Annotated in this window: 23 protein-coding genes and 1 pseudogene; 10 read left to right on the forward strand and 14 right to left on the reverse strand. The window is 71.6% G+C overall.

Going from position 1 to position 22,591, the window contains the following annotated elements; genetic code table 11:
- The first annotated feature begins 25 nt into the window (after positions 1 to 25).
- A complete protein-coding gene (locus tag BKD26_RS25895; protein WP_084902654.1) occupies positions 26 to 592 on the forward strand; it encodes a TetR family transcriptional regulator C-terminal domain-containing protein in 567 nt (188 codons plus the stop codon).
- A gap of 9 nt (positions 593 to 601) precedes the next feature.
- Here the strand turns inward: BKD26_RS25895 and BKD26_RS25900 are convergent, their stop codons facing one another.
- From BKD26_RS25900 to BKD26_RS25935, 7 genes are all read right to left on the reverse strand, one after another.
- A complete protein-coding gene (locus BKD26_RS25900) occupies positions 602 to 1,396 on the reverse strand; it encodes an IclR family transcriptional regulator (RefSeq protein ID WP_084902659.1) in 795 nt (264 codons plus the stop codon).
- Between the two features lie 62 nt (positions 1,397 to 1,458).
- Positions 1,459 to 2,274, reverse strand: coding sequence for a 3-keto-5-aminohexanoate cleavage protein (locus tag BKD26_RS25905; RefSeq protein WP_084902663.1), 816 nt, complete (start codon positions 2,272 to 2,274; stop codon positions 1,459 to 1,461).
- Position 2,275: 1 nt separating this feature from the next.
- Positions 2,276 to 2,623, reverse strand: coding sequence for a cupin domain-containing protein (locus BKD26_RS25910; RefSeq protein ID WP_084902666.1), 348 nt, complete (start codon positions 2,621 to 2,623; stop codon positions 2,276 to 2,278).
- 5 nt (positions 2,624 to 2,628) lie between these two features.
- Positions 2,629 to 3,465, reverse strand: a complete 837-nt coding sequence (locus BKD26_RS25915) for a cyclase family protein (protein WP_084902670.1) — start codon at positions 3,463 to 3,465, stop codon at positions 2,629 to 2,631.
- Between the two features lie 4 nt (positions 3,466 to 3,469).
- On the reverse strand, positions 3,470 to 4,375 hold the full coding sequence (locus BKD26_RS25920) for a 3-hydroxyacyl-CoA dehydrogenase family protein (protein WP_084902672.1): 906 nt from the start codon (positions 4,373 to 4,375) through the stop codon (positions 3,470 to 3,472).
- Positions 4,369 to 5,169, reverse strand: a complete 801-nt coding sequence (locus tag BKD26_RS25925; RefSeq protein WP_084902675.1) for an SDR family oxidoreductase — start codon at positions 5,167 to 5,169, stop codon at positions 4,369 to 4,371. The genes BKD26_RS25920 and BKD26_RS25925 overlap by 7 nt, the downstream gene beginning before the upstream one ends.
- Positions 5,170 to 5,608: 439 nt before the next feature.
- The gene (locus BKD26_RS25935) at positions 5,609 to 6,127 is read right to left on the reverse strand and encodes a MarR family transcriptional regulator (RefSeq protein WP_241518832.1); all 519 of its coding nucleotides are present in this window, start codon (positions 6,125 to 6,127) and stop codon (positions 5,609 to 5,611) included.
- 46 nt (positions 6,128 to 6,173) lie between these two features.
- Here BKD26_RS25935 and BKD26_RS25940 point away from each other — a divergent pair, with 46 nt between their 5' ends.
- The 4 genes from BKD26_RS25940 (at position 6,174) to BKD26_RS25955 (ending at position 10,523) form a co-directional block, all read left to right on the forward strand.
- Positions 6,174 to 7,448, forward strand: a complete 1,275-nt coding sequence (locus BKD26_RS25940) for a multidrug effflux MFS transporter (protein WP_084902685.1) — start codon at positions 6,174 to 6,176, stop codon at positions 7,446 to 7,448.
- 22 nt (positions 7,449 to 7,470) lie between these two features.
- Positions 7,471 to 8,031 (forward strand): quercetin 2,3-dioxygenase, encoded by a 561-nt coding sequence (locus BKD26_RS25945; RefSeq protein WP_084902687.1) that lies wholly within the window; start codon positions 7,471 to 7,473, stop codon positions 8,029 to 8,031.
- 44 nt (positions 8,032 to 8,075) lie between these two features.
- Positions 8,076 to 9,044, forward strand: coding sequence for an amidohydrolase family protein (locus BKD26_RS25950; protein WP_084902690.1), 969 nt, complete (start codon positions 8,076 to 8,078; stop codon positions 9,042 to 9,044).
- A 414-nt stretch (positions 9,045 to 9,458) separates the two neighbouring features.
- Positions 9,459 to 10,523, forward strand: a complete 1,065-nt coding sequence (locus tag BKD26_RS25955; RefSeq protein ID WP_084902692.1) for a cobalamin-independent methionine synthase II family protein — start codon at positions 9,459 to 9,461, stop codon at positions 10,521 to 10,523.
- 485 nt (positions 10,524 to 11,008) lie between these two features.
- On the opposite strand, the gene BKD26_RS25965 is transcribed toward BKD26_RS25955, so the two are convergent.
- Positions 11,009 to 11,242, reverse strand: coding sequence for a hypothetical protein (locus BKD26_RS25965; RefSeq protein WP_084902696.1), 234 nt, complete (start codon positions 11,240 to 11,242; stop codon positions 11,009 to 11,011).
- Positions 11,243 to 11,580: 338 nt separating this feature from the next.
- Here BKD26_RS25965 and BKD26_RS25970 point away from each other — a divergent pair, with 338 nt between their 5' ends.
- Entirely contained in the window at positions 11,581 to 12,519 is a 939-nt protein-coding gene (locus BKD26_RS25970; RefSeq protein ID WP_107418000.1) for an endonuclease/exonuclease/phosphatase family protein, read from the forward strand.
- A 185-nt stretch (positions 12,520 to 12,704) separates the two neighbouring features.
- The gene (locus BKD26_RS25975) at positions 12,705 to 13,472 is read left to right on the forward strand and encodes a polysaccharide deacetylase family protein (RefSeq protein ID WP_241518833.1); all 768 of its coding nucleotides are present in this window, start codon (positions 12,705 to 12,707) and stop codon (positions 13,470 to 13,472) included.
- Between the two features lie 96 nt (positions 13,473 to 13,568).
- Here the strand turns inward: BKD26_RS25975 and BKD26_RS25980 are convergent, their stop codons facing one another.
- From BKD26_RS25980 to BKD26_RS25990, 3 genes and pseudogenes are all read right to left on the reverse strand, one after another.
- On the reverse strand, positions 13,569 to 14,432 hold the full coding sequence (locus BKD26_RS25980) for an ROK family protein (protein ID WP_084902943.1): 864 nt from the start codon (positions 14,430 to 14,432) through the stop codon (positions 13,569 to 13,571).
- Between the two features lie 303 nt (positions 14,433 to 14,735).
- A pseudogene (locus BKD26_RS41560) lies at positions 14,736 to 15,015 on the reverse strand (VOC family protein); the annotation flags it as partial.
- A gap of 76 nt (positions 15,016 to 15,091) precedes the next feature.
- A complete protein-coding gene (locus tag BKD26_RS25990; RefSeq protein WP_084902701.1) occupies positions 15,092 to 16,543 on the reverse strand; it encodes a PLP-dependent aminotransferase family protein in 1,452 nt (483 codons plus the stop codon).
- On the opposite strand from BKD26_RS25990, the gene BKD26_RS25995 reads away from it, so the two are divergent.
- Positions 16,542 to 17,444, forward strand: coding sequence for a DMT family transporter (locus tag BKD26_RS25995; RefSeq protein ID WP_084902704.1), 903 nt, complete (start codon positions 16,542 to 16,544; stop codon positions 17,442 to 17,444). The genes BKD26_RS25990 and BKD26_RS25995 overlap by 2 nt on opposite strands.
- A gap of 448 nt (positions 17,445 to 17,892) precedes the next feature.
- Entirely contained in the window at positions 17,893 to 18,288 is a 396-nt protein-coding gene (locus tag BKD26_RS26000) for a hypothetical protein (protein ID WP_241518834.1), read from the forward strand.
- A gap of 71 nt (positions 18,289 to 18,359) precedes the next feature.
- Here the strand turns inward: BKD26_RS26000 and BKD26_RS26005 are convergent, their stop codons facing one another.
- A complete protein-coding gene (locus BKD26_RS26005; RefSeq protein ID WP_084902707.1) occupies positions 18,360 to 19,628 on the reverse strand; it encodes an MFS transporter in 1,269 nt (422 codons plus the stop codon).
- Positions 19,625 to 20,989, reverse strand: a complete 1,365-nt coding sequence (locus tag BKD26_RS26010) for an MBL fold metallo-hydrolase (protein WP_084902710.1) — start codon at positions 20,987 to 20,989, stop codon at positions 19,625 to 19,627. Before BKD26_RS26010 ends, BKD26_RS26005 begins: the two co-directional genes overlap by 4 nt.
- 85 nt (positions 20,990 to 21,074) lie before the next feature.
- Between BKD26_RS26010 and BKD26_RS26015 the strand changes: the two genes are divergently transcribed.
- Complete coding sequence (locus BKD26_RS26015; RefSeq protein WP_084902712.1) at positions 21,075 to 21,743, forward strand: metalloregulator ArsR/SmtB family transcription factor; 669 nt, start codon at positions 21,075 to 21,077, stop codon at positions 21,741 to 21,743.
- Positions 21,744 to 21,859: 116 nt separating this feature from the next.
- On the opposite strand, the gene BKD26_RS26020 is transcribed toward BKD26_RS26015, so the two are convergent.
- Entirely contained in the window at positions 21,860 to 22,567 is a 708-nt protein-coding gene (locus BKD26_RS26020) for a TetR/AcrR family transcriptional regulator (RefSeq protein ID WP_084902715.1), read from the reverse strand.
- Positions 22,568 to 22,591: the final 24 nt, after the last annotated feature.

The raw sequence follows: 22,591 nt of genomic DNA on the forward strand, positions 1-22,591 counted from the left end.
AACCCCACTGAGCTAGGTTGCCCTCATGCCGATCGACGTCGACGAAGTCCAGCGCCGCAAGGAAATCGCCCGGGCCACCCTTGCCGTTGCCGCCCGTGACGGAGCCCGCGCGGTCACCATCCGCGCCGTCGCCAAGGAACTGGGCGGCTCCACGGCGATGGTCACCAACTACGTGCCCACCCGCATAGCGCTGATCACCAACGCCGTCCACGCCGCCGAATCCCGCTGGCGCGCCGACCTGGAAGCGCGCGTGGGCGATCTGCAGGGCAAGGAACGCCTGCGGGCCATGGTGGAGTGGAACCTCAGCACCGAGCCCGACGACCTGCTGCTGCGTACGCTCTGGGTCGAGATGCTCTCCTCGACGCACACCGACCCCAACGGGGTCGACCGGGACGAGGCGCGCGAGTCACGGCAGGAGTTCGTCGACGCCGCCATCGCGGCGGGAGCGCCTGACGCGGACCTGGCCGCCGACGTCCTCTCCCTGCTGACCCGCGGCTACTTCATCTCCACCGTCGAGGACCCGGCCTTCTGGACGGCCGAGCGGACGGCCCGGGTCGCACGGGCCGTCGTCGACGCCCTGGTGGGCGACTGACAAGGGGACCTACGGCGCCGGCTCCACGGGGCCGAAGTCCCTTTCGATCAGGTCCCTGGCGCGCAGCAGGGCATCGGCGATCGCCGGCTCCCGGCCTGCGAAGCGCTGGGTGGGAGTGGGGACGCTGATGGCCGCGACCCCCCAGGCGGCCGTGCGGACCGCGACGCCGACGGCGCAGATGCCGAGCGTGTGCTCCTCGCGGTCGAGGGCGACGCCCGTGCGGCGGACGCCGTCGAGGTCGCGGCGCAGTGCGGAGCGAGTGGTGAGGGTGTGCGGTGTCTCGGCGGTGAGCCGGTTCGGTACGGCGTCCTCGAGCGCCGTCACCGGGAGGGCGGCCAGCATGGCCTTGCCCGGCGCGCAGCAGTGCGGGGGGAAGCCGGCGCCCACCGCACTGACCGCGCGCAGCCGTTGGTCGGAGACGACCTGGTCGACGAAGACCACCTGGTGGTTCTCCAGGACCGACAGGTCGACGGTCTCCCGCAGTTCCCGGGCAAGTTCCTCCAGGTACGGACGGAGGTCGACGACCAGGGCGGACCGTACGGAAGCGGCCATACGGCGGACCTCCGGACCCAGCCGGTACCGCCCGCGGTTGCCCGCCAGGGTCACCAGCCCCTCCGCCTCCAGCGCGCCGAGAATCCGGTGGACGGTGGACTTGGCCAGACCGATCCGCTCGACGACCTCCGCCTGCGTCAGCCCGGACGGAGCCGCCTGGAGGAGACGCAGCACCTCCGCCGCCCGGGCGATGACCTGGATGCCGCCCGTGGTGCCGCGTCCCGCCCGCGTCTGCTCGTCGACCGCCGTCATGGCATGTGCCCCCTTCTCACGTCGTGTCCCGGACAGACTGCCGTACGGGGGCGAACGTGCGGCTACCGGCCCGGCAGACCGAGGAGCCGCTCCGTCTCCTCCACTCCGGCGACGGCCAGGTCGAGGTCCCGGGCGAGGGCGACCGCGCGCTCGACCAACGGCCGGTTGCCGGGCGCGAGTTCCCCCTTGCGCAGGTGCAGGGTGTCCTCCAGCCCGGCGCGGGCGTTCCCGCCCAGAGCCAGACCCATGGCGGTGAGCGGCAGGTTGTGCCGGCCGATCGCGACGACCTGCCACACCGCGGCCGGGGGCAGCCGGCGCACCATGGTGAGGAGATTGTCGGCGGTCGCGGCCATGCCGCCCCGGACGCCGAGGACGACGGAGAACTGCAGCGGCTCGGTGAGCAGGTCTTCCTCCCACAGCCGGAGGCACGCCTCCAGGTGACCCGTGTCGTAGATCTCCAGTTCCGGTTTGACGTCCAGCTCCCGCATCCGGGCCGCCAGACGCCGCACCTTGCCGGGCGGATTGCGGAACTCGCCGTCGCCGAAACTCATCGAGCAGGGGTTGAGCGTGGCCATCCGGGGCCGCAGCTCCACCAGCCGCTCCCGCTCCTCGAACGGCACGTCCAGCCCGACCCCCGTGGACAGCTGGATCAGGACCGGGCAGCGTTCGGCGATCAGATCCATCGCGCGCCGCGCGATGTCCGGGTCGGCGGTCGGCCGCTGGTGCTCGTCGCGCAGGTGGAGGTGGGCGACCGACGCTCCCGCCCGGTACGCGGCGACCACGGCCTCGGCGATCTCCTCCGGAGCCGTCGGCAGGTGCGGGTTGTCGGCCTTGGTGGCGATCGGGCCGGTGGGCGCCACGGTGATGACGACGCCCATGTCAGCCCTCCCCGGGCGGCAGCGCGATGGTGACCAGCAGGGTGGCGGGCACGTTGGACCGGTTCTCCACCGAACGGGTCTCACCCTTGCTCAGGTGGACCGAGTCGTACCGCCGCAGCGTCGCCTCCCGGCCGCCGGCGGTGACCACCAGCTCGCCGTCGAGGACGACGTACACCGTCTCCTCCACCGTGGGCGCCGCCTGCGCCACCCCGCCCGGCAGGTAGTAGGACAGCCCCGTCCAGAACCGCGTGGTCGGCCCGGCCTCATGGCCCTGCAACCGCAGCGCGCCGACACCGTGGTGCGCTGGCGGCCGGTACGGCGGGGCCTGATCGAGAGCTGTGACGCGCATCGGGCTCATCCGCGTTCCCCCGTCTCGATCCGGTACGCGCCGGCCGGGTCGACGATGGCGACCAGGCGCACGATGCAGCCGTCACCGCCCTTCCAGCGCCAGGGGAAGGCGGCGAAGGTGACGCGCTTGCCGGTGACCTTGTCCAGGTCGCCGCCGACGTTCTCGAAGCCGATGATGCCCTGGGACAGGATGGCCCGGTGGCACGGCTCCCACTCGGGGAAGTCGTCCAGCACCGCGCGTCCGGTCTCGGCCTCGTACTCCTCGCAGGCCCACGGCAGCAGGCCGTTCGGGGCGCCCGGACCGTGCGGGCCGATGGCGGTGGCCAGCGGGTGGTCCAGGGCCTGGGTGTCGGTGCCGACGGCCTTGACGCCCTTGGCGGCGAACCACTCTCCGGCCTCCTTGTAGAAGCCGGGGGAGTAGGCGTAGTAGTCGCTGTTGTCACCGTAGGTGTGGTGCCAGCCGGTGTTCACGACGACGATGTCGCCGGGGCGTATCTCGGGGGTGGCGGCCTCCAGGTCGGCGGCGGTGACCACCTCCCACTTCTTCTTCGGTATCGACACCACCACGCCGGTGCCGAAGAAGGAGCTGAGCGGGATCTCGTCGAGCAGCGGGGTGTTCTCCACGACGTGGCCGGGGGCGTCGATGTGAGTGCCCGAGTGCATGACCGTGGTGATCCGCTGGGTCAGGACGCGGGACTTGGACATGCTGTGCAGGCGCTCGATCCGCACGTCCTCGAAGTACGGCCAGCAGGGCGTGCCGTGCCCCCACGGGTGGGAGAGGTCGTAGAACTCCAGGCCCTGCTCGGCCGCGCCCAGGGGCCAGGTGAAGGAGGTGTCGTTCATGGTGTCAGCCTTTCGTGGGTCGGTTGTCGGACGGGGTGTCGTCCGCACGGGACGTGAGCTGCTGGGCGACGTGCCGGGCGAGCCGGCTGGCCGCCCGGTCGCGGCTGCCGTCGGGCCAGGTGAGGAAGCCGCGGCCGCTCTTGGCGCCCAGGTCGCCCGCGGCCACGAGGTCGCGCAGCAGGGGCGAGGGGGCGGGGGAGCGGTTCAGGGCGGGCAGGACGGCGTCGTGGATGGCGAGGGTGAGGTCGAGGCCGACGTAATCGGCGTTCTCCAGTGGGCCCATGGCGCCCAGGCGCAGGCCGATGGTGTTGCGCACCACCGTCTCGACGGTTTCCGCGCTGCACACTCCGTCGGCGACGAGTGCGATCGCCTCGCGCCACAGCGCGTGCTGCAGACGGTTGCCGACGAACCCCGGTACGTCGCGCTCGACGCGTACCGGCAGCTTGCCGAGGGAGGTGAGCAGAGCGGTGGTGCGCGTCATCGTCCGCTCGCTGGTGTGGCTGCCGCGGACCACCTCGACGACGGGTATCAGGCCGGGTGGATTCCACCAGTGGGTGCCCACCACCCGTTCGGGGCGGGCGGTGCGCTCGGCGATGCCGCTCACCGGCAGGACGGAGGTGTTGGTGGCCAGCAGCGCATGAGGCAGCAGGCGGTCCAGGCGCGCGAACAGGTCCCGCTTCACCTCCAGGTGCTCGGCGACGGCCTCGACGACGAGATCGGCGCCCGTGACGGCGGTGGCCAGGTCGGTGCTGCCGTCGACGGCGCCGTCGGTGCCCCCCAGGGCGTCCACCGCGCGGTGCAGGGCGCCGGAGTCAAGGTCGTGCAGCCGTACCGGATGGCCCGCGGCCGCGAACACCTCCGCGATGCCGTGACCCATCAGGCCCGCGCCGACGACGGCGACGGTCAGCATGCGGTGTACCCGCCGTCGAGGTACAGCACCTGTCCGGTGACGAACGCCGAGGCGTCGCTGAGCAGGTAGACCAACGCCCCGGAGAAGTCGGCCGGTTCGGCCAGGCGGCCGAGCGGGATGCGGGCGAGGATGGCGTCTCGGGTCGCGGTGGCCTTCTCGTCGTCCTCGTACATCCAGGCGGTCAGCTCCGAGCGGAACAGCGTGGGAGCCAGGACGTTCACCCGGATCCCGGCACCGCCCCACTCGGCGGCCAGCGTGCGCCCGAGCAGGTCGACCGCGGCCTTGGAGGGGCAGTAGGCGGAGTATCCGGCGGCGTGGCCGAGCCTGCCCCGGGTGGACGACACCAGCACCACGCTGCCCCCACCGCCGCGGCCGAGGATGTGCCGCCCCACCGCCCGGCACATCAGCCACGAGCCGCGCACGTTCGCCGATTGCACGGCGTCGAAGTCCTCCACCGTCATCTCGGTGATGGGCGCGACGTGGTTCATGCCGGAGGCGACGAGCAGGCCGTGCACGTCGCCGTACGCCTCGACAGCGGCGTCCACGATCGCCTCGGCGTCCGCCGGTCCGTCCGGCCGGCGCCCGACCGTCACGACGCGGCCGGGTCCGTCCAGCTCGGCGGCGAGTGCGTTCAGCCTGTCGGTGTTGCCACCGGCGAGGGTCAGATGAGCGCCCAACGCGTGCAGGGCGCGCGCCGCGGCGCTGCCGAGCGCGCCGGTCGCGCCGGTGATGAGGACCGAGCGCTGGTCGAGCTGGAAGTCGCTGAGGGAAGAAACAGCAGGAAGGAGTGCCACGAGAACCCCCTAGGTTCCGTGATGCGAATCAAACGTGCCGTATGGTGGTTCAACGTAGGGCTCGACTGAGCCGCGGTCAATGACCCGCGCGGGACGAGGGGTTGGCGCGCACGACCGGCCCCGGTCGGCGGGCGCCGGACTTCACGGTGCGGGCGGACGTGGTGCGGTCCACCGCCACCCACGCGAAGTGCGCGAGCCGTACCCGTCCATCTGGGCCCGGGCCTGGGCCTGGGCCTGGGCCCGGGTCGACGCCGTCGACCCGATCGCCGGCCAGTGCTTCGCCCGGAGCGCACGGCTGCTCGCCCTTCCCGCCGAGGTGCCCGGCGGGAAGGGCGGCGTACGGCGCCACCACGCCCTCGCCGACGCCGTCCGGGCCGCCTGTGCTGGACGCCGCGCCGACCGTTCGAACTGCCGCGCCCGGCCTCTGATGAGGCCTTCGTCAGTCCTCGCCGCCGTCAGCGGACGCCGGTCCGGCCAGGCCGCGTTCCATGGTGTCCGCGAGGAGGTTCAGGGCGTCCAGCACCTGACCCCGCCCCTCGCCGAGACCGGCCAGCAGCCGGGCCTCGATGGCCAGTTGATGGGGGAACAGGGCGTCCACGGCGGCCTTTCCCTCCTCCGTGAGCGCCACCAGGGAGGCCCGGCGGTCGGCGGGGTTGGCCGTGCGGGCGATGAGGCCGCGCTTCTCCAGTTTGGTCAGGGCCTTGCTGATGGCCGCCCGGGACAGCTTGCGCAGGTCGGCGATGCGGCTGGCGGTCACCGGCTGGTCGAGGTGGCGCAGCGGGACCAGGAGGTCGACCTCGGGCAGGGTCAGCGGCGCACCCTCGTAGAGCGGTTCGACCGCCCGGTCGCGCAGGGCCATGACCCGCTTGAGGAGCGCCACGATCTCCATGGGAGACGTGTCCAGGCCGGGATGGCGGGCCGCCCACTGTTCAGCGGCGGTGGGGACGGACGGAAGCACAGGAACCTACTTTGTAAACTGGTGAACTACTTGTTATCTTGTCTCCATGGTAAGCAGTCATCCTGCCCAGGTCGACACCCGGAGCCGCCGGCGCGCCGCCGTCCCACCCAGGCCCAAGGAGCGGGTCACCGGCCTGCTCCTCGTCCTCGGCTCACTGACGGCGGTCGCCCCGTTCGCGACCGACATGTACGTACCGGGTTTCCCCGCCATGGGCGCCGCGCTGCACACGAGCAGCGCCACCATCCAGCTCACGATGACCGCCTTCCTGGCCGGCATGGTCGCCGGTCAGATCCTCCTCGGCCCCCTCAGTGACAGTCTCGGCAGGCGCCGGCTGCTCATCGGCGGCAGCGCGGGTTTCATCCTGTTCTCGCTGGTCTGCGCCCTGGCGCCCAACGCCTACGCCCTCATGGCCGCCCGGTTCCTCCAGGGAGCCGCCGGTGCCGTGGGCATGGTGCTGGCCCGAGCGGTGATCACCGACCGCTTCCACGGCCCGGACATCCCCCGCTACTTCGCGGTGCTCTCCCAGATCCTGGGCGTGGCACCCGTCGCCGCGCCCGTCCTCGGCGGCGCGGTCCTCGCGGTGTCCACCTGGCGGGCCGTCTTCTGGGTCCTGTGCCTCATCGGCGTCCTGCTGCTGGTCGGCGTGCTGCTCAAGGTGCCCGAGTCGCTGCCGCCGGAGCGCCGCCACGGCGGAGGGCTGTCCGGCACGTTCCGCGCGATGGGCCGCCTCACCCGCAACCGCCCCTTCATGGGGTACGTCCTGGTGCTCGGCTTCTCGTCGGCGGCGCTGTTCGCCTACATCAGCGGTTCCAGCTTCGTCTTCGAGCGGGTCCACCACGTCTCCGCCGGCATGTACTCACTGATCTTCGCGGTGAACGCCCTCGGCATGCTGCTCGCCGGCACGGCCTTCGCCAGGCTGGCCCGCCACATCCGGCTGAACGTACTGCTCAGTCTCAGCGTCGCCGTGGCCGCCACCGGCACACTCGCCCAAGTCCTGGTCACCGCGCTCCTCGGCGAGAGCTTCACCGGGACCTGGATCACCCTCTTCGTGGTCATGTGCGGCATCGGCATGATCTTCCCGGCGACGATGAGCCTCGGCCAGAACATCGGCCGCACCGCCCCAGGAGCGGCGTCCGCGCTCCTGGGCGGACTGCAGTTCCTGTGCGGGGCCATCGCCTCCCCACTGGTCGGCGCCTTCGGCGAGAGCAGTTCCCTGCCGATGGCCACGATCATGCTCGTCTCCCTGGCCCTGGCCGTCCTGACGCTGCTGTGCCTGGTACGCCCCCGGCGCGGCCACGGCGAGATCTCCACCACTCCGTAACCACGCACCGAATGGAGCCCCGATGACCATCGAGTTCACCACCCAGTACCGCACCCGCTCCCGCATCCCGGCCGAGCCGGGCAAGCCGTACTTCATAGAAAAGGGCCTCGGCGACCGCGCCCACCTGTTCGGCGACCTCGTCACCGTCTACGCCGGCGGCGAGCAGACCGAGAACATGTTCAACTTCTTCACCGTCGAGGGCCCCAAGGGCGACCTCATCCCGGCCCACTCCCACCCCGACACCTACGAGGTCTTCTACGTCACCGACGGCGCGGTGCGGCTGTTCGTCGAGGACCTGGAGGGCGAACAGCACGAAAAGCTGCTCACGCCGGGCGACTTCGGCTTCGTACCGAAGAACTGCGCGCACGCCTACCGCATCGAGCGCCACCACAGCCGGGTCGTCGGCGTGGCCGCGGGCCCCGGCGGCACCTTCGAGCGGTTCTTCGAGAACCTCGGCACCCCCACCGAGGAACTCACCCTGCCGCGCGAGCCGTACGTCCCCGCACCGGAGAAGTTCCGCACCGTGCCGCAGCAGTACGACGTGACCTTCCTGCCCGGCCACGAATGGCGCACCGGGAACTGACCGCCACTCGACCCTCCATTGCCCCCGCCGGAAAGAAGCCACCCATGACCAGCACCGAGGACGTCGGCCTCGTCGACGTCCACGCCCACTTCGTCACCGAGTCCTACGTACGCCGGGCCAAGGAAGCCGGCCACCGCATGCCCGACGGCGTTCCCGCATGGCCCTCCTGGTCCGCCACGGCCCACATCGAGCTGATGGACCGCTGTGGAATCGACACCGCCATGCTGTCCGTCTCGTCGCCCGGTGTGCACTTCGGCGACCACACCGCTGCCCGCCGCCTCGCCCGCGAGGTCAACGAGGACGGCGCGGAGGCGGTACGCGAACACCCTGGCCGCTTCGGCCTGTTCGCCTCCCTGCCGCTGCCCGACGTCGACGGCTCCCTCGACGAGATCGCGTACGCCTTCGACACCCTGGACGCCGACGGCGTGGTCCTGGAGACCAACACCCACGGCACCTACCTGGGAAACCCGTCCCTCGAACCGGTCTGGGCCGAACTCGACCGCCGAAGGGCCGTGGTCTTCCTGCACCCCACATCGCCGGTCTGCTGGGAGCAGTCCGCGCTCGGGCGGCCCCGGCCGATGATCGAGTTCGTCTTCGACACCGCCCGCACGGTCACCGACCTGCTCATGTCCGGCACCCTGGAGCGCCACCCCGACCTGAAAATCATCGTCCCGCACTGCGGCGGCGCGCTGCCGGTCCTCGCCGACCGCATCAACGGCTTCATGAAGATGTTCATGCCCGCCGGCACCGACGCCCCGGACGCGGTCGGGCAACTGCGCCGCCTCTACTACGACCTCGCCGGCCCCGCCCTGCCCCGCCAACTCCCCGCCCTGCTGAGCCTGGCCGACCCCGACCGGCTCCTCTACGGCAGCGACCACGTCTGGACCCCGGCCGCCGGCGTCGAGCATCACGTCCGGAGCCTCGACGCCGCCCCCGCCCCCTCACCGGCCACCACCTGGCGCTCCCTCACCACCACCAACGCCCGCCGCGTCCTGCCGCGCCTGACTCCCTGACGCTCGGCGTCGTGTGGGATCACCAGCGGTGGCGGCTCGTGGAGCTGGGCGCGCAGGTGGTGCACGGCCGATCGCCCTGTCCAGGGTCCGCCGACACCCCGATGTATCCCACCACCGCCCGGTGACCGGGCGGATCGTCGCCGGCCACCGAGGATGGTGTGCCGATTCGCGCGCCGGAAGGCTGATCCCACAAGTCAACCCCATGCCTTTCCCGGCACTCATCCAGTGAAATCTCGACAGGCGTCCCATGCGGGGCGGACCCCCTCCGATCGCATGCGAGGCTCCGTATTCCCCTGGCAACGGCCGGTGATCCGCGGGATTCGGGATCATGCAGCACCGATCCCGCTCGTACGCGCCGCGGGCGCCCTCCGCGCCTTGTTGCGTGGGCCGACCGTGCTTCCTACGGTCCCCACCATGAGCATCCCCACCGAGCCCATCGGCAGCATCCCCCGGCCGCGCTCTTTGCAGGCGGCCCTCGTCGAGTACGCGCAAGGGCGGCTGAGCGACGAAGAACTGAGCAGGCTTCAAGAGCAGGCGACGGCCGACACCCTGTCCAGGCTGGAAACGTTGGGCTGTGCCGTCCTGGTCGACGGGGAGCAGGCCAAGCCGAGCTTCGCCACGTACCCCCTCTCGGGACTCACCACCCTCGACCCGGACGGCGCCGTCATCCCCTTCGCCGACGGCCACACCCGCCAGCTGCCCCGGCTGACCGCAGGGCCCTTCCGCTACCAGGTCCGTGCGGAGACCTACCTGCGCGACGCCCGGCGTCACACCGCCCGGCCCGTCAAGCAGGCGGTGATCGCACCGTCCGCCCTCAGCCTGCTCTACCCGAGCGAGTCCATCGACGGCTACTCGCGCGAGGTGTTCCTGCGGGATCTCGCCGACGAGGCCGAGGGCGACATCCGCGGCTGCCTGGAGGCGGGCGCGTACCGCGTCCAACTCGACTTCACGGAAGGCCGGCTGTCCCTCAAGCTGGATCCGTCCGGGAGTGTGCTGGACGACTTCATCGCCCTCAACAACGAGGTGCTCGGCCGGTTCGGCGAGGACGAGCAGGCCCGCCTGGGCGTGCACACCTGCCCGGGTGGGGACCAGGACTCCACCCACAGCCTGGACACCGACTACGCCGACCTGCTGCCCAAGCTCTTCCGGCTGAAGGTCGGCAACTTCTATGTTCAGCTGGCCAGCGAGCCCGACCCCGAGCGCGTGCTGAGCATCATTTCCAAGCAACTGCGGCCGGGCATCCGGGTGTTCGTCGGGGTGACCGACCCGATCTCCACCTCCGTCGAGACCGCCGAAGAAGTACGCGACCGGGTGCTGCTCGCGGCCCGGTACATCCCGGTCGACCAGTTGGGCACCTGCGACGACTGCGGCTTCTCGCCGTTCGCCGACGACTCCAGCACCTCACGTGACCTCGCCTTCGCCAAGATCGAGGCACGCGTACGGGGAACCAGCCTGGCGTCCCAGGCCCTCGGCCTCTGACCGCGCTGCCCGACCCGGCACGTGATGCACAGTGACCTGCCCGTCAGCAGGTCACTGTTCACCCCGGGCACCTGACAGCTCGCCGTGACGCGCTACATGATCGCCGCGATGACAACTCATTCTGCTCAGAGATTGGGGTCCCGTCCGCGCAAGGTGAGTGCTGATGCTCACTCGGACCGCGAACAGGGATTCCCGCCTTTCCTTCTGGCCGCGCGTGCGTGAGTTCGCCGTGCCGCCCTCCATGATCGAGACTGCGACCGGCGGGCGGATGAGCGCGGCGGGCCAGCAGGTCGATTCCCCTCGCCTGCTCTGGACCGTGCTGCTCACATACCATGGACCGTGGTACGTAGTGGCACCGCGCTCCCGGCTGAACTCCGCACCGATGTGACAGGCTCCGGGTGTCCGACTGCCGGCGCCGGGAACGAGATCGGCGGCAGGTCGCTGTGCCCGCGCGTTCCGCGCCCGACGCGGCGCCGCCGTGGGGATCAGCCGTTCAGCCGGTTGCGCAGCAGCTGCTTGCCGAGTTCCGCGCCCTTGCGGCTGTCCGACTGCGCCTTGCGAAACAGCTCGACGACTTCCGTGTCCTGCTCCCGCTCGGCGTCCTTGATGTAGGTCTCCAGCCGCAGAGCGTTGCTCAGGCAGGCCTCGACGTACCAGATGAGGTTGTAGTCCTTGTCCTTGGTGCCCGTGGTCTCACCGGTTTCCGCGTTGCTGCTCATGGCGCCTCTCCTTGATCGGGGCATGGCGTACCGCCCCGCCGTCGGCCGACGACTCGACCATCTGATAGTGGGAGGAGACCACCGTAACCACACCCCGGAGTCGTGCGGGATCACTCCACCCGGGCAACGGAACGGTGTTCACACCAACGGCCGCGCGCCGGGGTTCGCGCGGTCGGCCCACGGTGATGGCGTCGAGGTGGTGTCGCGCGACTGCACCGCCGATGAGGGTCGAGGAACCGGTCGGGGCCCGGAGAGCGTCATTGGCACGAACCAGGAGCACACGGGGCGCCCGGACGACTACGTACCGGGCGAGCCGGCAGCGGGGGAGTGGCAGTGGCATGGCGGCGAACATGGGGCGCATACGCCCGCAAGGTATGCGTACGGCGGCCGCGGCCGCGGTCACCGCGGGCCTGTTGCTCTTCCCGGACGTGATCCCGAACGTGCCCGGTCGCCTCGGGAGCCTTGTGGAGACGTTTCTGCCGTGGCTCGGGCTCCTCGCACCCGTACTGCTGGGTCTTGGCCTGCTGCGCCGCAACCCGCTCGGTGTCGTCGCGGCCCTGGTGCTGATGGTGGTCTGGCTCGCCGTGTTCGGCAGGCCGCTGCTCGTCCGGCCCGAGGCGGCGTACGACCTGACAGTCGTCCAGCACAATGTCGACGACGGCAATCCCGACCCAGCGGGTACGGCGCGGGCCCTGCTCGACGCCCGTGCCGACCTCGTCGCGCTGGAGGAACTGACGCCCTCCGCCCTGCCCGCCGTGTCCGCTGCTCTGGCGGCCGATTACCCCCATCACGTCACCGCCGGCACGGTCGGCCTCTGGTCGAAACATCCTCTGTCCGGAACCGGGCCGGTGGACATCCGGCCCCGCGGCGTGGGGACGCAATGGCTGCGGTCCCTGCGCGCGACGGTGTCCACTCCGCGTGGCCCGGTTGCCGTGTACGTGGCTCATCTGCCGTCCGTACGCATAGGGTTCAGCGGCTTCCGCTCGACGCGCCGTGACGAGAGCGCCGCCCTGCTCGCGCATGCCCTCGCCGCCGAACCACTGGATCGGGTCGTCCTGCTGGGAGACCTGAACGGTACGGTCGACGACCGTGGCCTCGCCCCGGTGACGTCGCGCCTGAGCGGACCGCGTACCGGCCTGGCGTTCAGCTGGCCGGCGGCTCTGCCGGTGGCCCGGATCGACCACGCCCTGGCCCGCGGGGCGTTCCTCACCCACGTCTGGTCGCTGCCCGAGACCGGCAGCGACCACCTGCCCGTGGCGGCCCGCGTCCGCCTGTGAGCTCCGCACTCGGCCTGGTGAGGCCGTGGGGGTGAAGTGCTTCCGCGCTGGATTCCCCTGCGGCGGTCGGGCCCTCCCCCTGATAACCGTTGCCGCATCTGCCTCGCCCCGGCCAGGACGTCGGCGTCCAGGATGAGAGGTGGCCGGCCTTCAAGTGGGAGCGGGATTGCGCCGATGGTGGTGGTGTGAAGCTTCCTTCGAAGGCCGCGGTGGTGGTGGCTGCGGTGGTGCTGGGCACCATCGTGGCTCCGGTGGGACGTGCGCAGGTCCATCGGGCGGCGGTGGCCACGCAGCGGTGGGACGAGACACGGTTGCGGGCGCTGTTCGGGTCGGAGAACCGTACGATCCGGACCGAGCAGCGGGTGGTCGCGCTGACGTTCAACGCGGCGTGGAACGACCGGGGACTGGATACGGTGCTGGCCGTCCTGGGCCGCCACAAGGCGCCGGCGACGTTCTTCCTCACGGGTGACTTCGCCGACCGCTGTCCGGAGGCGGTCCGCCGCATTACGGCGGCCGGGTACGGCCTGGGCAACCACTCCTACAGCCACCCCTATTTCGCGGACCTGACCGCGTCCGAGCGGGCGAGTGAGGTACTGACCGCGGACCGGGCGATCCGGGCGGCGTCCGGAGCGGTGCCGCTGCCGTTCTTCCGCTTCCCGTACGGGGAGACGACCGAGCAGCACATCGCGGACGTCAACGACTTGGGTTTCGCCGACATCGAGTTCACCACCGACACCAACGGATACCTCGGCGCTGCCGGAGGGATGACGGCGGACAAGGCGGTACGGCGGGCCGTGGATGCCCTGCGGCCCGGCGCGATCCTGCAGATGCACATCGGGGCTCCGGACGGCCAGGGCCCGGTCCTCGACGCCGAGGCGCTGCCACGGATCATCGAGGCCCTCGAGTCCCGCGGGTACCGGATCACCGACCTGCGGGGCCTGGTCAGCGAGTGACCACGCCTGCGGGGCTGCGGACTCCTCGACCGTTGGGTCCACCAGCCGCTGCTGGTGCTGGTGCTGGTCGGACGCGCCTTGCCGCTGAAGGGACGGTCAGACGTACTGGGCGATCCAGTCCTCCTTGGCTGCGGCGGCTTCGGCCAGGCGCAGGGCACCCTGGGCAACGACCAGGGCGGGGTTGTGGACCCGGGCGACGCTGCAGGCGTTCCACAGCTCCGGCAGGGTGTGGGCGCGGGCGGTCGCGAGGGCGGTGGTCCAGTAGCCGGGGTAGTCGAGGGTGCCGCCGGCGGTGTGGAGGGCGTCGGGGTTGAGGATGTTCACCAGCGTGGCGATGGCCAGCCCGAAGGATTCTCCGGCCGCGTTGACGATGTCCCGGACGCCTGCGTCGTCGGCGGCGAGTGCGGCGTGCACCTGGTCCGGGCGGAGACCGGTGGAGCGTACGATCGCGGCTCCGCCCGCGAGTTCGTCGAGGCGCTTGATGCCGTGGGCGGTCGGTACCGGCATGCTCCCGACTTCGCCCGCCCACCCCCGGGAGCCGCGGACCACCCGGCCCCGGTGGAGACAGGCGGAGCCGATGGCGGTGCCGGAGAGCATCACCACGAGGGTCGAGGCGCTGTGGAGCCCTTCGGCCTCCCGGGCGAGGGCGGCCCGGATGTCGTTGACCAGGAGGTGGGGGACGCCCAGACCGGTGGGGCCGGGCCAGCCGTTCAGGGCGGGCAGGACGTCGCAGACGGCGACGCGGCCGTTCTCGACCAGTCCGGGAACGGCGATGCCGACGGCGGCGGGGGCCAGATCGTTTTCGGTGAGGAACTTTGCGATCGCGGTACCGATCTCGTCCTGGGTGGCGTCGGGACCGGTGGTGACGCGGCGGATGAGGGGGTCATCGTCCCCGTGGATCCGCGCGTACATGAGGAGCTTGGTGCCGCCGATGTCGATACCTACTGCCGAATGTCGCATCCGTGTGACTGCCTCGCGGAGATCGGGGATGGTGACCGACTCTATCGGCCGGCTGGCCTCTGCGAAGGGTGCGCGTGCACTCCGCGCTGCACCGCGCCATCTTGCGCTCCGGACGCTTTCCAGGGAGCTCAACAGCCGTGCCGACGCACCGAGTTGCCGGTCCGGTGGGCCGGTGCGCCGCAGCACGGTGGGGGCGACGAGGGCGGCGCCGATCTGAGCGTTCGGGGAGCGAGGCGGTAGCCGGGTTATGCCGAAGGTCCGACGCGGGCCGGCATGTCCCTGGCCCGGCTCGGCTTCTTTGCCTCTGACCACGCAGAAGGGGTGCCCGGCCGGATCGGTGAAGACGCGCCACCTGTTCTGAGCCCGCTGGTGATCCGGCTTGCCCGCGCCCAGTTCCAGGAGCCGGGGTCCCGGCAGCCCGGTAGTCGTCGACCCGTTGGAAGCCGACGAAGAATCCGTCCTCACGGGTCAGAGCGGCGAAGTCGGCGTCTGATCGTGGGTGGGGTTCAAGGCCGGTGGCCTGCTGGTAGAAGGCCGCCAGACCCAGCGGATCGGAGTCGAGTGTTATCGCGGTCAACTTCACTTTCGCGACGCACACCCTGGAGGCGGCCGTCCACTTGCCGAACCGCAGGCCGTGAGCGACGGAAGCGCCCCCCGGCTTACGCCGCCGCCGGGAGGGCCTGGCGGAGTCGGTGGATGCCTTCCTCCAGTTGTGCGGTGCCCGGGGTGCTGACATAGCTGACCCGCAGGTGGGGGGCGGGTGCCTCGGCGGTGAAGTAGGGGCTTCCGGCAGTGACGGCCACGCCGTGGCGCAGGGCGGCCGCGGTGATGGCGGACTCGTCGGTTCCGTCGGGCAGCCGCAGCCACAGGTGGTATCCACCGCGCGGTGGCTGGTGCGGCAGCAGAGTGGGCAGCGCGCTGCTCAGTGCGGCGAGCAGGGTGGTTCGGCGGTCGCGCAAGGCACCGGCGAGCGCCCGCAGGTGGCTGGCCCAGGCGGGGGAGCCGACCAGTTCCAGGGCGGTCTCCTGCAGTGGGCGGGGGACGAAGAAGCTGTCGACGACCTGGATCGCACGCAGCCGCTCCAGCACCGGACCGCGGGCGGACAGGGCGCCGATCCGCAGGCTGGGGGAGGCGGCTTTGGTGAGCGAGCGCACATGGACGACGACGCCGTCCGGGTCGTCGGCGGCCAGCGGCAGTGGCAGGGGCGGGGAGTCGGCGTGCACCAGGCGGCGGGCGAAGTCGTCCTCGACGACGAAGGCGCCCGCGGCCCGGGCGATTCTGAGCACCGCGGCGCGCCGCGGTGGGGACAGGACGGTCCCGGTGGGGTTGTGGAACAGCGGCTGGCAGACGAACACCCGGGCCCGGGTGGCCTCGAACGCCTCGGCCAGCAGGTCGGTGCGTACACCGTCCGCATCGACCGGCACCGGGACGGGCCGCAGCCCGGCGGCGCGGGCGATGGCGAGCATGCCGGGATAGGTGGGCGATTCGACCAGGACGGGGGAGCCGGGAGTCGTCAGGGCCCGCAGGGCGGTGGTGAGCGCGCTCTGGGCCCCGGCGGTGATCAGGATGTCCGAGGCGTCGAGCGAGCCGCCCGGCCCGCCGATGTCGCGGGCGAACCAGTCCCGCAGCTCGGCCAGACCCTCCACCGGGGGGCGGGACCAGGTGCCGGGCCGGCGGCCGGCCCGGGCCAGGGCGGCGGCCAGGGCCCGCTCCGGCTGGAGCGCCGCGTGCAGGTAGCCCCCGTTGAGGTCGATGACCTCGGGCGGAGGAGTGGTGAGCGTGGCCAGGACCCCGGCGGCGCCCGCGCCGCGGCTGCCCGCGTGGACGGCGGCGTGCGGCGCGTCCGCGCTCAGGGCGACCTCCTGCCAGGAGACGTCGCCGACGCCGCCCGCGACACGGCGGGCGGTCGCCTTGAACACCCCGGCACCGGGACGGGAGGTGACGAGCCCTTCGGCGGCGAGGGCGGCGATCGCCCGGGAGACCGTCACGGGACTCACCTGGTACCGCGCCACCAACGCCCGGCTGGAGGGCAGCTTCTGACCTTCCGGATAGCGGTTCAGCTCGTCCCTCAAGGTCGCGGACAAACGCTCCACACTGCTACTGTCATTCATGACAGTACAAGATAGCGCTACTCTTTCTTCGGCGATAGCGGTCCGCAACGGTACCGGCACCCTCCTGGCCGCTCTCGGTGTGGTGTCCTTCTCCTTCAGCTTCCCGGCCACGGTGTGGGCCCTGGACGGCTTCGGCCCCTGGACGGCGACGGGCGTGCGGGGTCTGCTGGCGGCCCTGCTCGCCGCAGCCTGCTTGTACGGGGCGCGCGTGCCGGTGCCCGCGCGGCAGCACTGGCCCGGCCTGCTCACCGTGGCCGGCGGCTGCGTCGTCGGCTTCCCCCTGCTGAGCACGCTCGCCCTGCAGACCTCTACCACCGCGCACTCGGCCGTTGTCATCGGCGTACTGCCACTGGCCACCGCCACCATCTCGGCCGCCCTGACCGGCCGGCGGCCTTCGCGCGTGTTCTGGACGGCCGCGATACTCGGCGCCGTCGCCGTGGTCGGCTTCACGCTCCAGCAGAGCCACGGCCTGCCGACCCTCGGCGATGTGTACCTCTTCGGCGCCCTGTTGGTGTGCGCCGCCGGGTACGCCCAGGGCGGCCGTCTCGCGTCCCACCTGCCCGGCTGGCAGGTCATCGCCTGGGGCGTCGTCGCCGCTCTGCCGGTGTCCGCCCTGGTGACGGCCCTCGCCCTGCCCTGGGAGCCGGTACATGTGACCGCCAAGGCGGCCGTTGGAATGGCCTACGTCGCCGCCGTGTCCCAGTTCGGCGGGTTCGTCGTGTGGTACCGCGGTATGGCCGCCATCGGGGTGCCCAAGGCGAGCCAGATCCAGCTTGCCCAGCCCCTGATGACCCTCGTGTGGGCGGTCCTGTTCATGGGCGAGCAGTTCTCGTTCCTCGCCGTGCTCACCGCTCTGATCGTCCTCGGCTGCATCGCGGCCACCCAGCGCGCCCGCAGCTGACGCCACCTCATCCGCACCCTCGCCGGCCGGAGAAGCACGGGCGTGGTTGCTCGTCGCTTCGGGCGCGCTCGGCATGGCGCAGTGCCGACTTGAGCAGATGCCGAGCGCGTCGGCGAGGACCGAAGCGGGCCTGCCGGACGTTGCACCCTCCACATGCCGGACGCCCGCGGGTGTGCGCAGCGGTGCCGGGGCTGTCCGCCTGCAGGCCAGGCGGACAACCTCGCGTGCCTCTCGGGCGCCGCGCCCCCCTTCGCACTCGGCTCCGCCAGCCGTGGCCGTCAACGAGGCGCGACCCGGTCTGTCCTGACGTATCAGCGGAAAGCGAGGTGCTTGAACCGGCGCAGGAGGCCGCAGATCTGTTTCAGTCGAGGTGGCGACTGAGCAGTTCGATTCACTGCCGCAGAGTGGCCGTACGACACCGCCGCCCGGAACCGGGAGGAATCGAGACGTGACCGGATGGATGCGTCATGCCCCGCGATGGGCGGTGGCGCTGACCCTGGCCATCGCCGCCGGCCTGCTGTTCGTCGGTGCCGTCTCCCACATCATCGACCTCATCCGCCACGGCCTGCACCCGTACGACTGGGCACCGAGCTGGCTCAACCTCTACTGGTCCTCACTCGCCCTCTTCGACCTGCTCGCATCCGCACTCCTGATCAGAGGTAAGGGCAGGGGCATCGACCTGGCCTGCGTGATCACGGTGACCGACATCGCCGCCAACTGGTACGCGATCCACGGCATCCAGCACAGCAGCCTCCTCGCACAGCCAGGACTGCAACGACTCGCCGCTTTCGCCCTCCTCGTCCTCAGCGCCGCACCGTTGATCCGACGACACCTCGCCCATTGAGCCGGCCTCTTGGAGGGTGGCCTTGTACGTGACCCGGAGGTGGCCCTTGCCGCTTCACTGCGGCAGCATCGTCAGGTGCGAGGGCGTGTCTCGTACATCCGTACCGCCACCACCAGGCCGGAGGCGGCGGTGAGGGCGGCGATGGCCCAGATGGCGGTGGTCAGGCTGTAGGCGTCGGCGAGGGCTCCGGCGAGGAGGGCGCCCACGGCGAAGCCGCCGTCGCGCCAGAGGCGGTAGACGCCGACGGCGCGGGCGCGCCAGGCGGGGTGGGCGACGTCGCCGATGACGGCGAGCAGGGTGGGATAGACCAGCGCGGTACCGATGCCGAGGAGGGCCTGGGCGGTGGCCCAGACGGCAAAGGTGGTGCCGGCGGCGACGAGGGCGATGGCGGCGGCCTGGAGCAGCATCCCGGCGGTGATCAGGTGTTTGCGGCCGATACGGTCGGACCACCAGCCGGTGAGCATCTGGCCGGCGCCCCAGACGGCCGGGTAGAGCGCGGCGAGGATGCCGATCTGTGCGATGGACATGCCGTGCGTGGCGAAGAGCAGAGGGAAGATGCCCCAGGCGAGGGCGTCGTTGAGGTTGTTGACCAGGCCGGCTTGGCTTGCGGCGGACAGGGCCTTGTCGCGAAGGCTGGTGAGGCGGGCGACCTGGCCGGTGGTCAGCTCCCCGTCGTGCCCGCTGCCCGCGGGGGTGACGTGGCGGGCTGCTTCGAAGCGGGCGTGGTCGCGGGTCTCCCGTACCGCGAGGGTGGACAGGCCCAGGGCCAGTACGACGTAGGCGGCGCCGAGCAGGAATGGCGCGGGACGTAGCCCGGCGTGCTCGGCGATGACGCCGGTGGCCATGGCGGTGGCGGCGACGGCGACGTATCCGGCGGCCTCGTTGAAGCCCATGGCCAGGCCGCGGCGCTCCGGGCCGGCCAGGTCGATCTTCATGATGACTGTGGTGGACCAGGTCAGGCCCTGGTTGACGCCGAGCAGGACGTTGGCGGCGACGATCCAGCCCCAGGACGGGCCCCAGGCGAGCATCGCGGGCACGGGCAGGGCGATGAGCCATCCGGCGATGAGAACCGGTTTGCGGCCGTAGCGGTCGGACCAGGTGCCGGCGAAGAAGTTGGTGACGGCCTTGGTGGCGCCGAAGGCCAGGATGTAGGTCATGGCCGCGGTGTACGCGGACAGGTGGAAGACGTCGTCGGCGAGCAGCGGCAGGACGGTGCGCTCCTGGCCGAGCATGCCGCCGACCAGGGCGTTGATGACGACGAGCAGGCTGAACTGAGCGAGGTTGGCCCGCAGCCCGAGGCGTACGCCGCGGCGGGTCCCGCCGGTGGCGGGGGCGGTCACGCGGTCTCCTCCAACGGACGGCCGGTGGCCTTGGACCAGTCGGCCGGCCCGCCGTCGAGGACGGCGAGATGCTTGTGACCGGATCGCTGCAGCAGACTGGCCGCGGTCATGGCACGTTCACCGTGGCCGCAGGCCACGACGGGGTGCCGAGGTGCCTCGTCGCTGTGTCCGGTGAGATCGCCGAGTTCGATGTGGACCGCGCCGGGGATGTGTCCGGCGATGTGCTCGGCCCGCTGGCGGATGTCGAGGACGGGGCGGCCGGCGATCCGGTCGGCGGTGAGCAGCTCGATGCGTTCCTGCTCCCCACCGCCCGAGGTCCAGGCGTCCATACCGCCGCCGAGGTGTCCTGCCAGCCGCTCATGGCCGATCTTCAGCGCCTGCCAGGTGACTTCGGCCAGGTCCTGGCCGGCGGCGGTGACGAACACGAGTGGGGTGTCGTCGGGCAGCAGCCAGCCGAGCCAGGTGGCGAACGCGTCCCGCAGCGGGATGGAGACGGCACCGGGGATGTGGCCCGCGGCGAAATCCGCCACGGGGCGTACGTCGATGATCTGGACCCCCTCGCCGATCAGGTGGCGCACCTGGTCCACGGAGAGCGCGGGAAGGACCGGCGCCGAACGCAGAACGGCGGGCCCGCGCCGGTTCACCTCACTCAGGCGGTCGAAGTACGCGGGGTAGGAGCCGAGACTGCCGAGCAACCGGCGTACGAAGGTGTCCTCGTCCGGTGCGGCGAGCAGGGGATTGGCCTGCTTCTGCGCGGCGATGGTGGTGGTGCGCTCGGCACCCGGCGGCGCGGAACAGAAGGATCCGGCGCCGTGCGTCGGCCACACCGCCGTCGCGTCCGGCAGTTCGGCCAGGCGCCGCAGCGAGCGGTACTGGGCGCGGGCCAGCTCCTCCGCGCGGTCGGCGCCGAGCAGGTCCGTACGGGCGGCCGAGCCGACGATCAGGGAACCGCCGGTGAAGACGCCGAGCTCGCGGGCGCCGTCCAGCAGCAGGAAGGACAGATGCTCGTCGGTGTGGCCGGGGGTGGCCAGCGCGCGCAGAGTCAGGCCGCCGAGGCCGATCTCGTCGCCGTCGGTGAGCCCGGTGTGCGGGAAGGCCCGGTTGCCGCCGACGGAGGCGAGTACGGCCGCGCCGTCGTCAGCGGCCAGCTGCACCGCACCGGACAGGAAGTCGGCGTGCAGGTGGGTGTCGGCGGCGAAGGCGACCGTGAGCCCACGCCGCGCGGCAGCAGCACGCAGTGCACGCAGATCACGGCTCGCGTCCACGGCCAGGGCCCGTCCGTCGCCGAGGTCGACGAGGTAGGCGCTGTTGCCCAGGCCCTCGTCGACCAGCGGTATCAGGTGATCGTCGGCGAAGCCCATCGGATCCTCCAGGTGTCACGGAAGGTGCGGATGGCTCCCGCACCCGCCCTTGGTTACACTATTCCATGGAATAGTGGAGGATGCCATGGGAGACCCCGCGCGCAAAGCCGCGCTGTACGACGCCTTCGCACGCACCGGCAAGGCTCTGAGCAGCGGGAAGCGCCTGGAACTGCTCGATCTGCTGGCGCAGGGCGAGCGCACCGTCGACGCGCTCGCCAGGGCCGCGGGGCTGAACCTGACCACTGCCTCGGCGCATCTGCAGACCCTCAAACAGGCCGGGCTCGTGGCCACCCGCCGCGACGGCGTACGCATCCACTACCGGCTGGCCGGCGACGACGTCGCCGCCCTCTACGCCCTGCTGCGCCAGGTCGCCCGGACTCATCAGGCCGGCGTCGAGCCCGCCCGCACCGCCTACCTCGGCGCGGACGACGCCGAGGAGGTCGACCGCGAGGAACTGCTGGCGCGCGCCCGGGCGGGCGGGGTCGTCGTCCTCGACGTCCGCCCGGTGGAGGAGTACGCCGCCGGCCACATCCCCGGCGCGATCTCCATCCCGGTCGGTGAACTCGCGGGAAGGATCGAGGAGTTGCCGAGCGACGTCGAGGTGGTCGCGTACTGCCGCGGCGCCTACTGCGTCCTCGCCCACGACGCCGTACGGCTGTTGAACGCTCATGGCCGCAAGGCGGTCCGGCTGACTGACGGGATGCTCGAGTGGCGGCTGGCCGACCTCCCCGTGGACAGCGGGGCCGCCGCCTGATCCCCGCGCTCGGCGGCGGCCCGGCTCGGCCCGGCTCGGCCCGGCTCGGCCCGGCTCGGTCCGGTACGGTCGGCGTGCGGTAGGTGAAGGCTACGGAGGCCTGACCGCCGCCCGGCTCAGCGGTCCGTTGCGTCGGCGTCGCCCTCGGGTCCCGGCGGCAGAGCCGCCCCCGCGATCGAGATCGAGCGGTACACGCGGTCCAGATAGCGGCGCAGCCGGTCGGCCATGTCCATGGACTCGGGCTCCAGCGCCCACTGGAGCTGCAGCCCGTCCATGACGGCGATGATCTCCTGAGCCTCCGTCAGGCAGTCGGTCCCGGGCTGGAGTTCGCCGGAGTCGACGCCGCGCCGCAGTGTGCCGGACAGGTCACGCAGGATCGTGCGGTAGCGCCGGGTGAAGAAGGTGTGGGCGGGGTGGCCGGGGTCGGAGGACTCGCCGACCAGGACGTTGAACATCCGGGTCCGGCCGGGGCGCCGGCTGTTGTAGTCGACGAGCTCGAGCAGGCGCAGGAAGCAGTCGGCGGCGGAGTCGAACCCGGTCGAGAAGAACCGTTCGATGTCGTGCTCCTCGCTGCGCTCCAGCACGGAGACGAGCAGGTCCTCCTTGCTGCGGAAGTGATGCAGCAGGCCGCCTTGGGTGATGCCGACGTCCTTGGCGATGCGGGCGAGGGAGGAGGCGTGGAAGCCCCACTGGGCGAAGTGCTCCACCGCCGCGTCCAGGATGCGCAGGCGCCGCTCGTCCCCCACGGCGTAGCCGCCGCGAGCTGCGGCCTTGCCGTTCCGTGGGGCTTTCGTACGCGCCGTCCGCTCGTCCTCGTGATCCATGGGAAGCACCTTAACCAGCCGGTG

Source organism: Streptomyces sp. CB03238 (assembly GCF_002099185.1).
In the GTDB taxonomy this organism is placed as follows: domain Bacteria; phylum Actinomycetota; class Actinomycetes; order Streptomycetales; family Streptomycetaceae; genus Streptomyces.

Bases quoted from the DNA above. Each gene is read 5' to 3' on its own strand.
- BKD26_RS25895 (WP_084902654.1), top strand. From the start codon at position 26: ATGCCGATCGACGTCGACGAAGTCCAGCGCCGCAAGGAAATCGCCCGG.
- BKD26_RS25940 (WP_084902685.1), top strand. From the start codon at position 6,174: ATGGTAAGCAGTCATCCTGCCCAGGTCGACACCCGGAGCCGCCGGCGC.
- BKD26_RS25965 (WP_084902696.1), bottom strand. From the start codon at position 11,242: ATGAGCAGCAACGCGGAAACCGGTGAGACCACGGGCACCAAGGACAAG.
- BKD26_RS25955 (WP_084902692.1), top strand. From the start codon at position 9,459: ATGAGCATCCCCACCGAGCCCATCGGCAGCATCCCCCGGCCGCGCTCT.
- BKD26_RS26020 (WP_084902715.1), bottom strand. From the start codon at position 22,567: ATGGATCACGAGGACGAGCGGACGGCGCGTACGAAAGCCCCACGGAAC.
- BKD26_RS25900 (WP_084902659.1), bottom strand. From the start codon at position 1,396: ATGACGGCGGTCGACGAGCAGACGCGGGCGGGACGCGGCACCACGGGC.
- BKD26_RS25945 (WP_084902687.1), top strand. From the start codon at position 7,471: ATGACCATCGAGTTCACCACCCAGTACCGCACCCGCTCCCGCATCCCG.
- BKD26_RS26010 (WP_084902710.1), bottom strand. From the start codon at position 20,989: ATGGGCTTCGCCGACGATCACCTGATACCGCTGGTCGACGAGGGCCTG.
- BKD26_RS25980 (WP_084902943.1), bottom strand. From the start codon at position 14,432: ATGCGACATTCGGCAGTAGGTATCGACATCGGCGGCACCAAGCTCCTC.
- BKD26_RS26015 (WP_084902712.1), top strand. From the start codon at position 21,075: ATGGGAGACCCCGCGCGCAAAGCCGCGCTGTACGACGCCTTCGCACGC.
- BKD26_RS25995 (WP_084902704.1), top strand. From the start codon at position 16,542: ATGACAGTACAAGATAGCGCTACTCTTTCTTCGGCGATAGCGGTCCGC.
- BKD26_RS25950 (WP_084902690.1), top strand. From the start codon at position 8,076: ATGACCAGCACCGAGGACGTCGGCCTCGTCGACGTCCACGCCCACTTC.
- BKD26_RS25915 (WP_084902670.1), bottom strand. From the start codon at position 3,465: ATGAACGACACCTCCTTCACCTGGCCCCTGGGCGCGGCCGAGCAGGGC.
- BKD26_RS25910 (WP_084902666.1), bottom strand. From the start codon at position 2,623: ATGCGCGTCACAGCTCTCGATCAGGCCCCGCCGTACCGGCCGCCAGCG.
- BKD26_RS25990 (WP_084902701.1), bottom strand. From the start codon at position 16,543: ATGAATGACAGTAGCAGTGTGGAGCGTTTGTCCGCGACCTTGAGGGAC.
- BKD26_RS25920 (WP_084902672.1), bottom strand. From the start codon at position 4,375: ATGCTGACCGTCGCCGTCGTCGGCGCGGGCCTGATGGGTCACGGCATC.
- BKD26_RS25970 (WP_107418000.1), top strand. From the start codon at position 11,581: ATGGCGGCGAACATGGGGCGCATACGCCCGCAAGGTATGCGTACGGCG.
- BKD26_RS25905 (WP_084902663.1), bottom strand. From the start codon at position 2,274: ATGGGCGTCGTCATCACCGTGGCGCCCACCGGCCCGATCGCCACCAAG.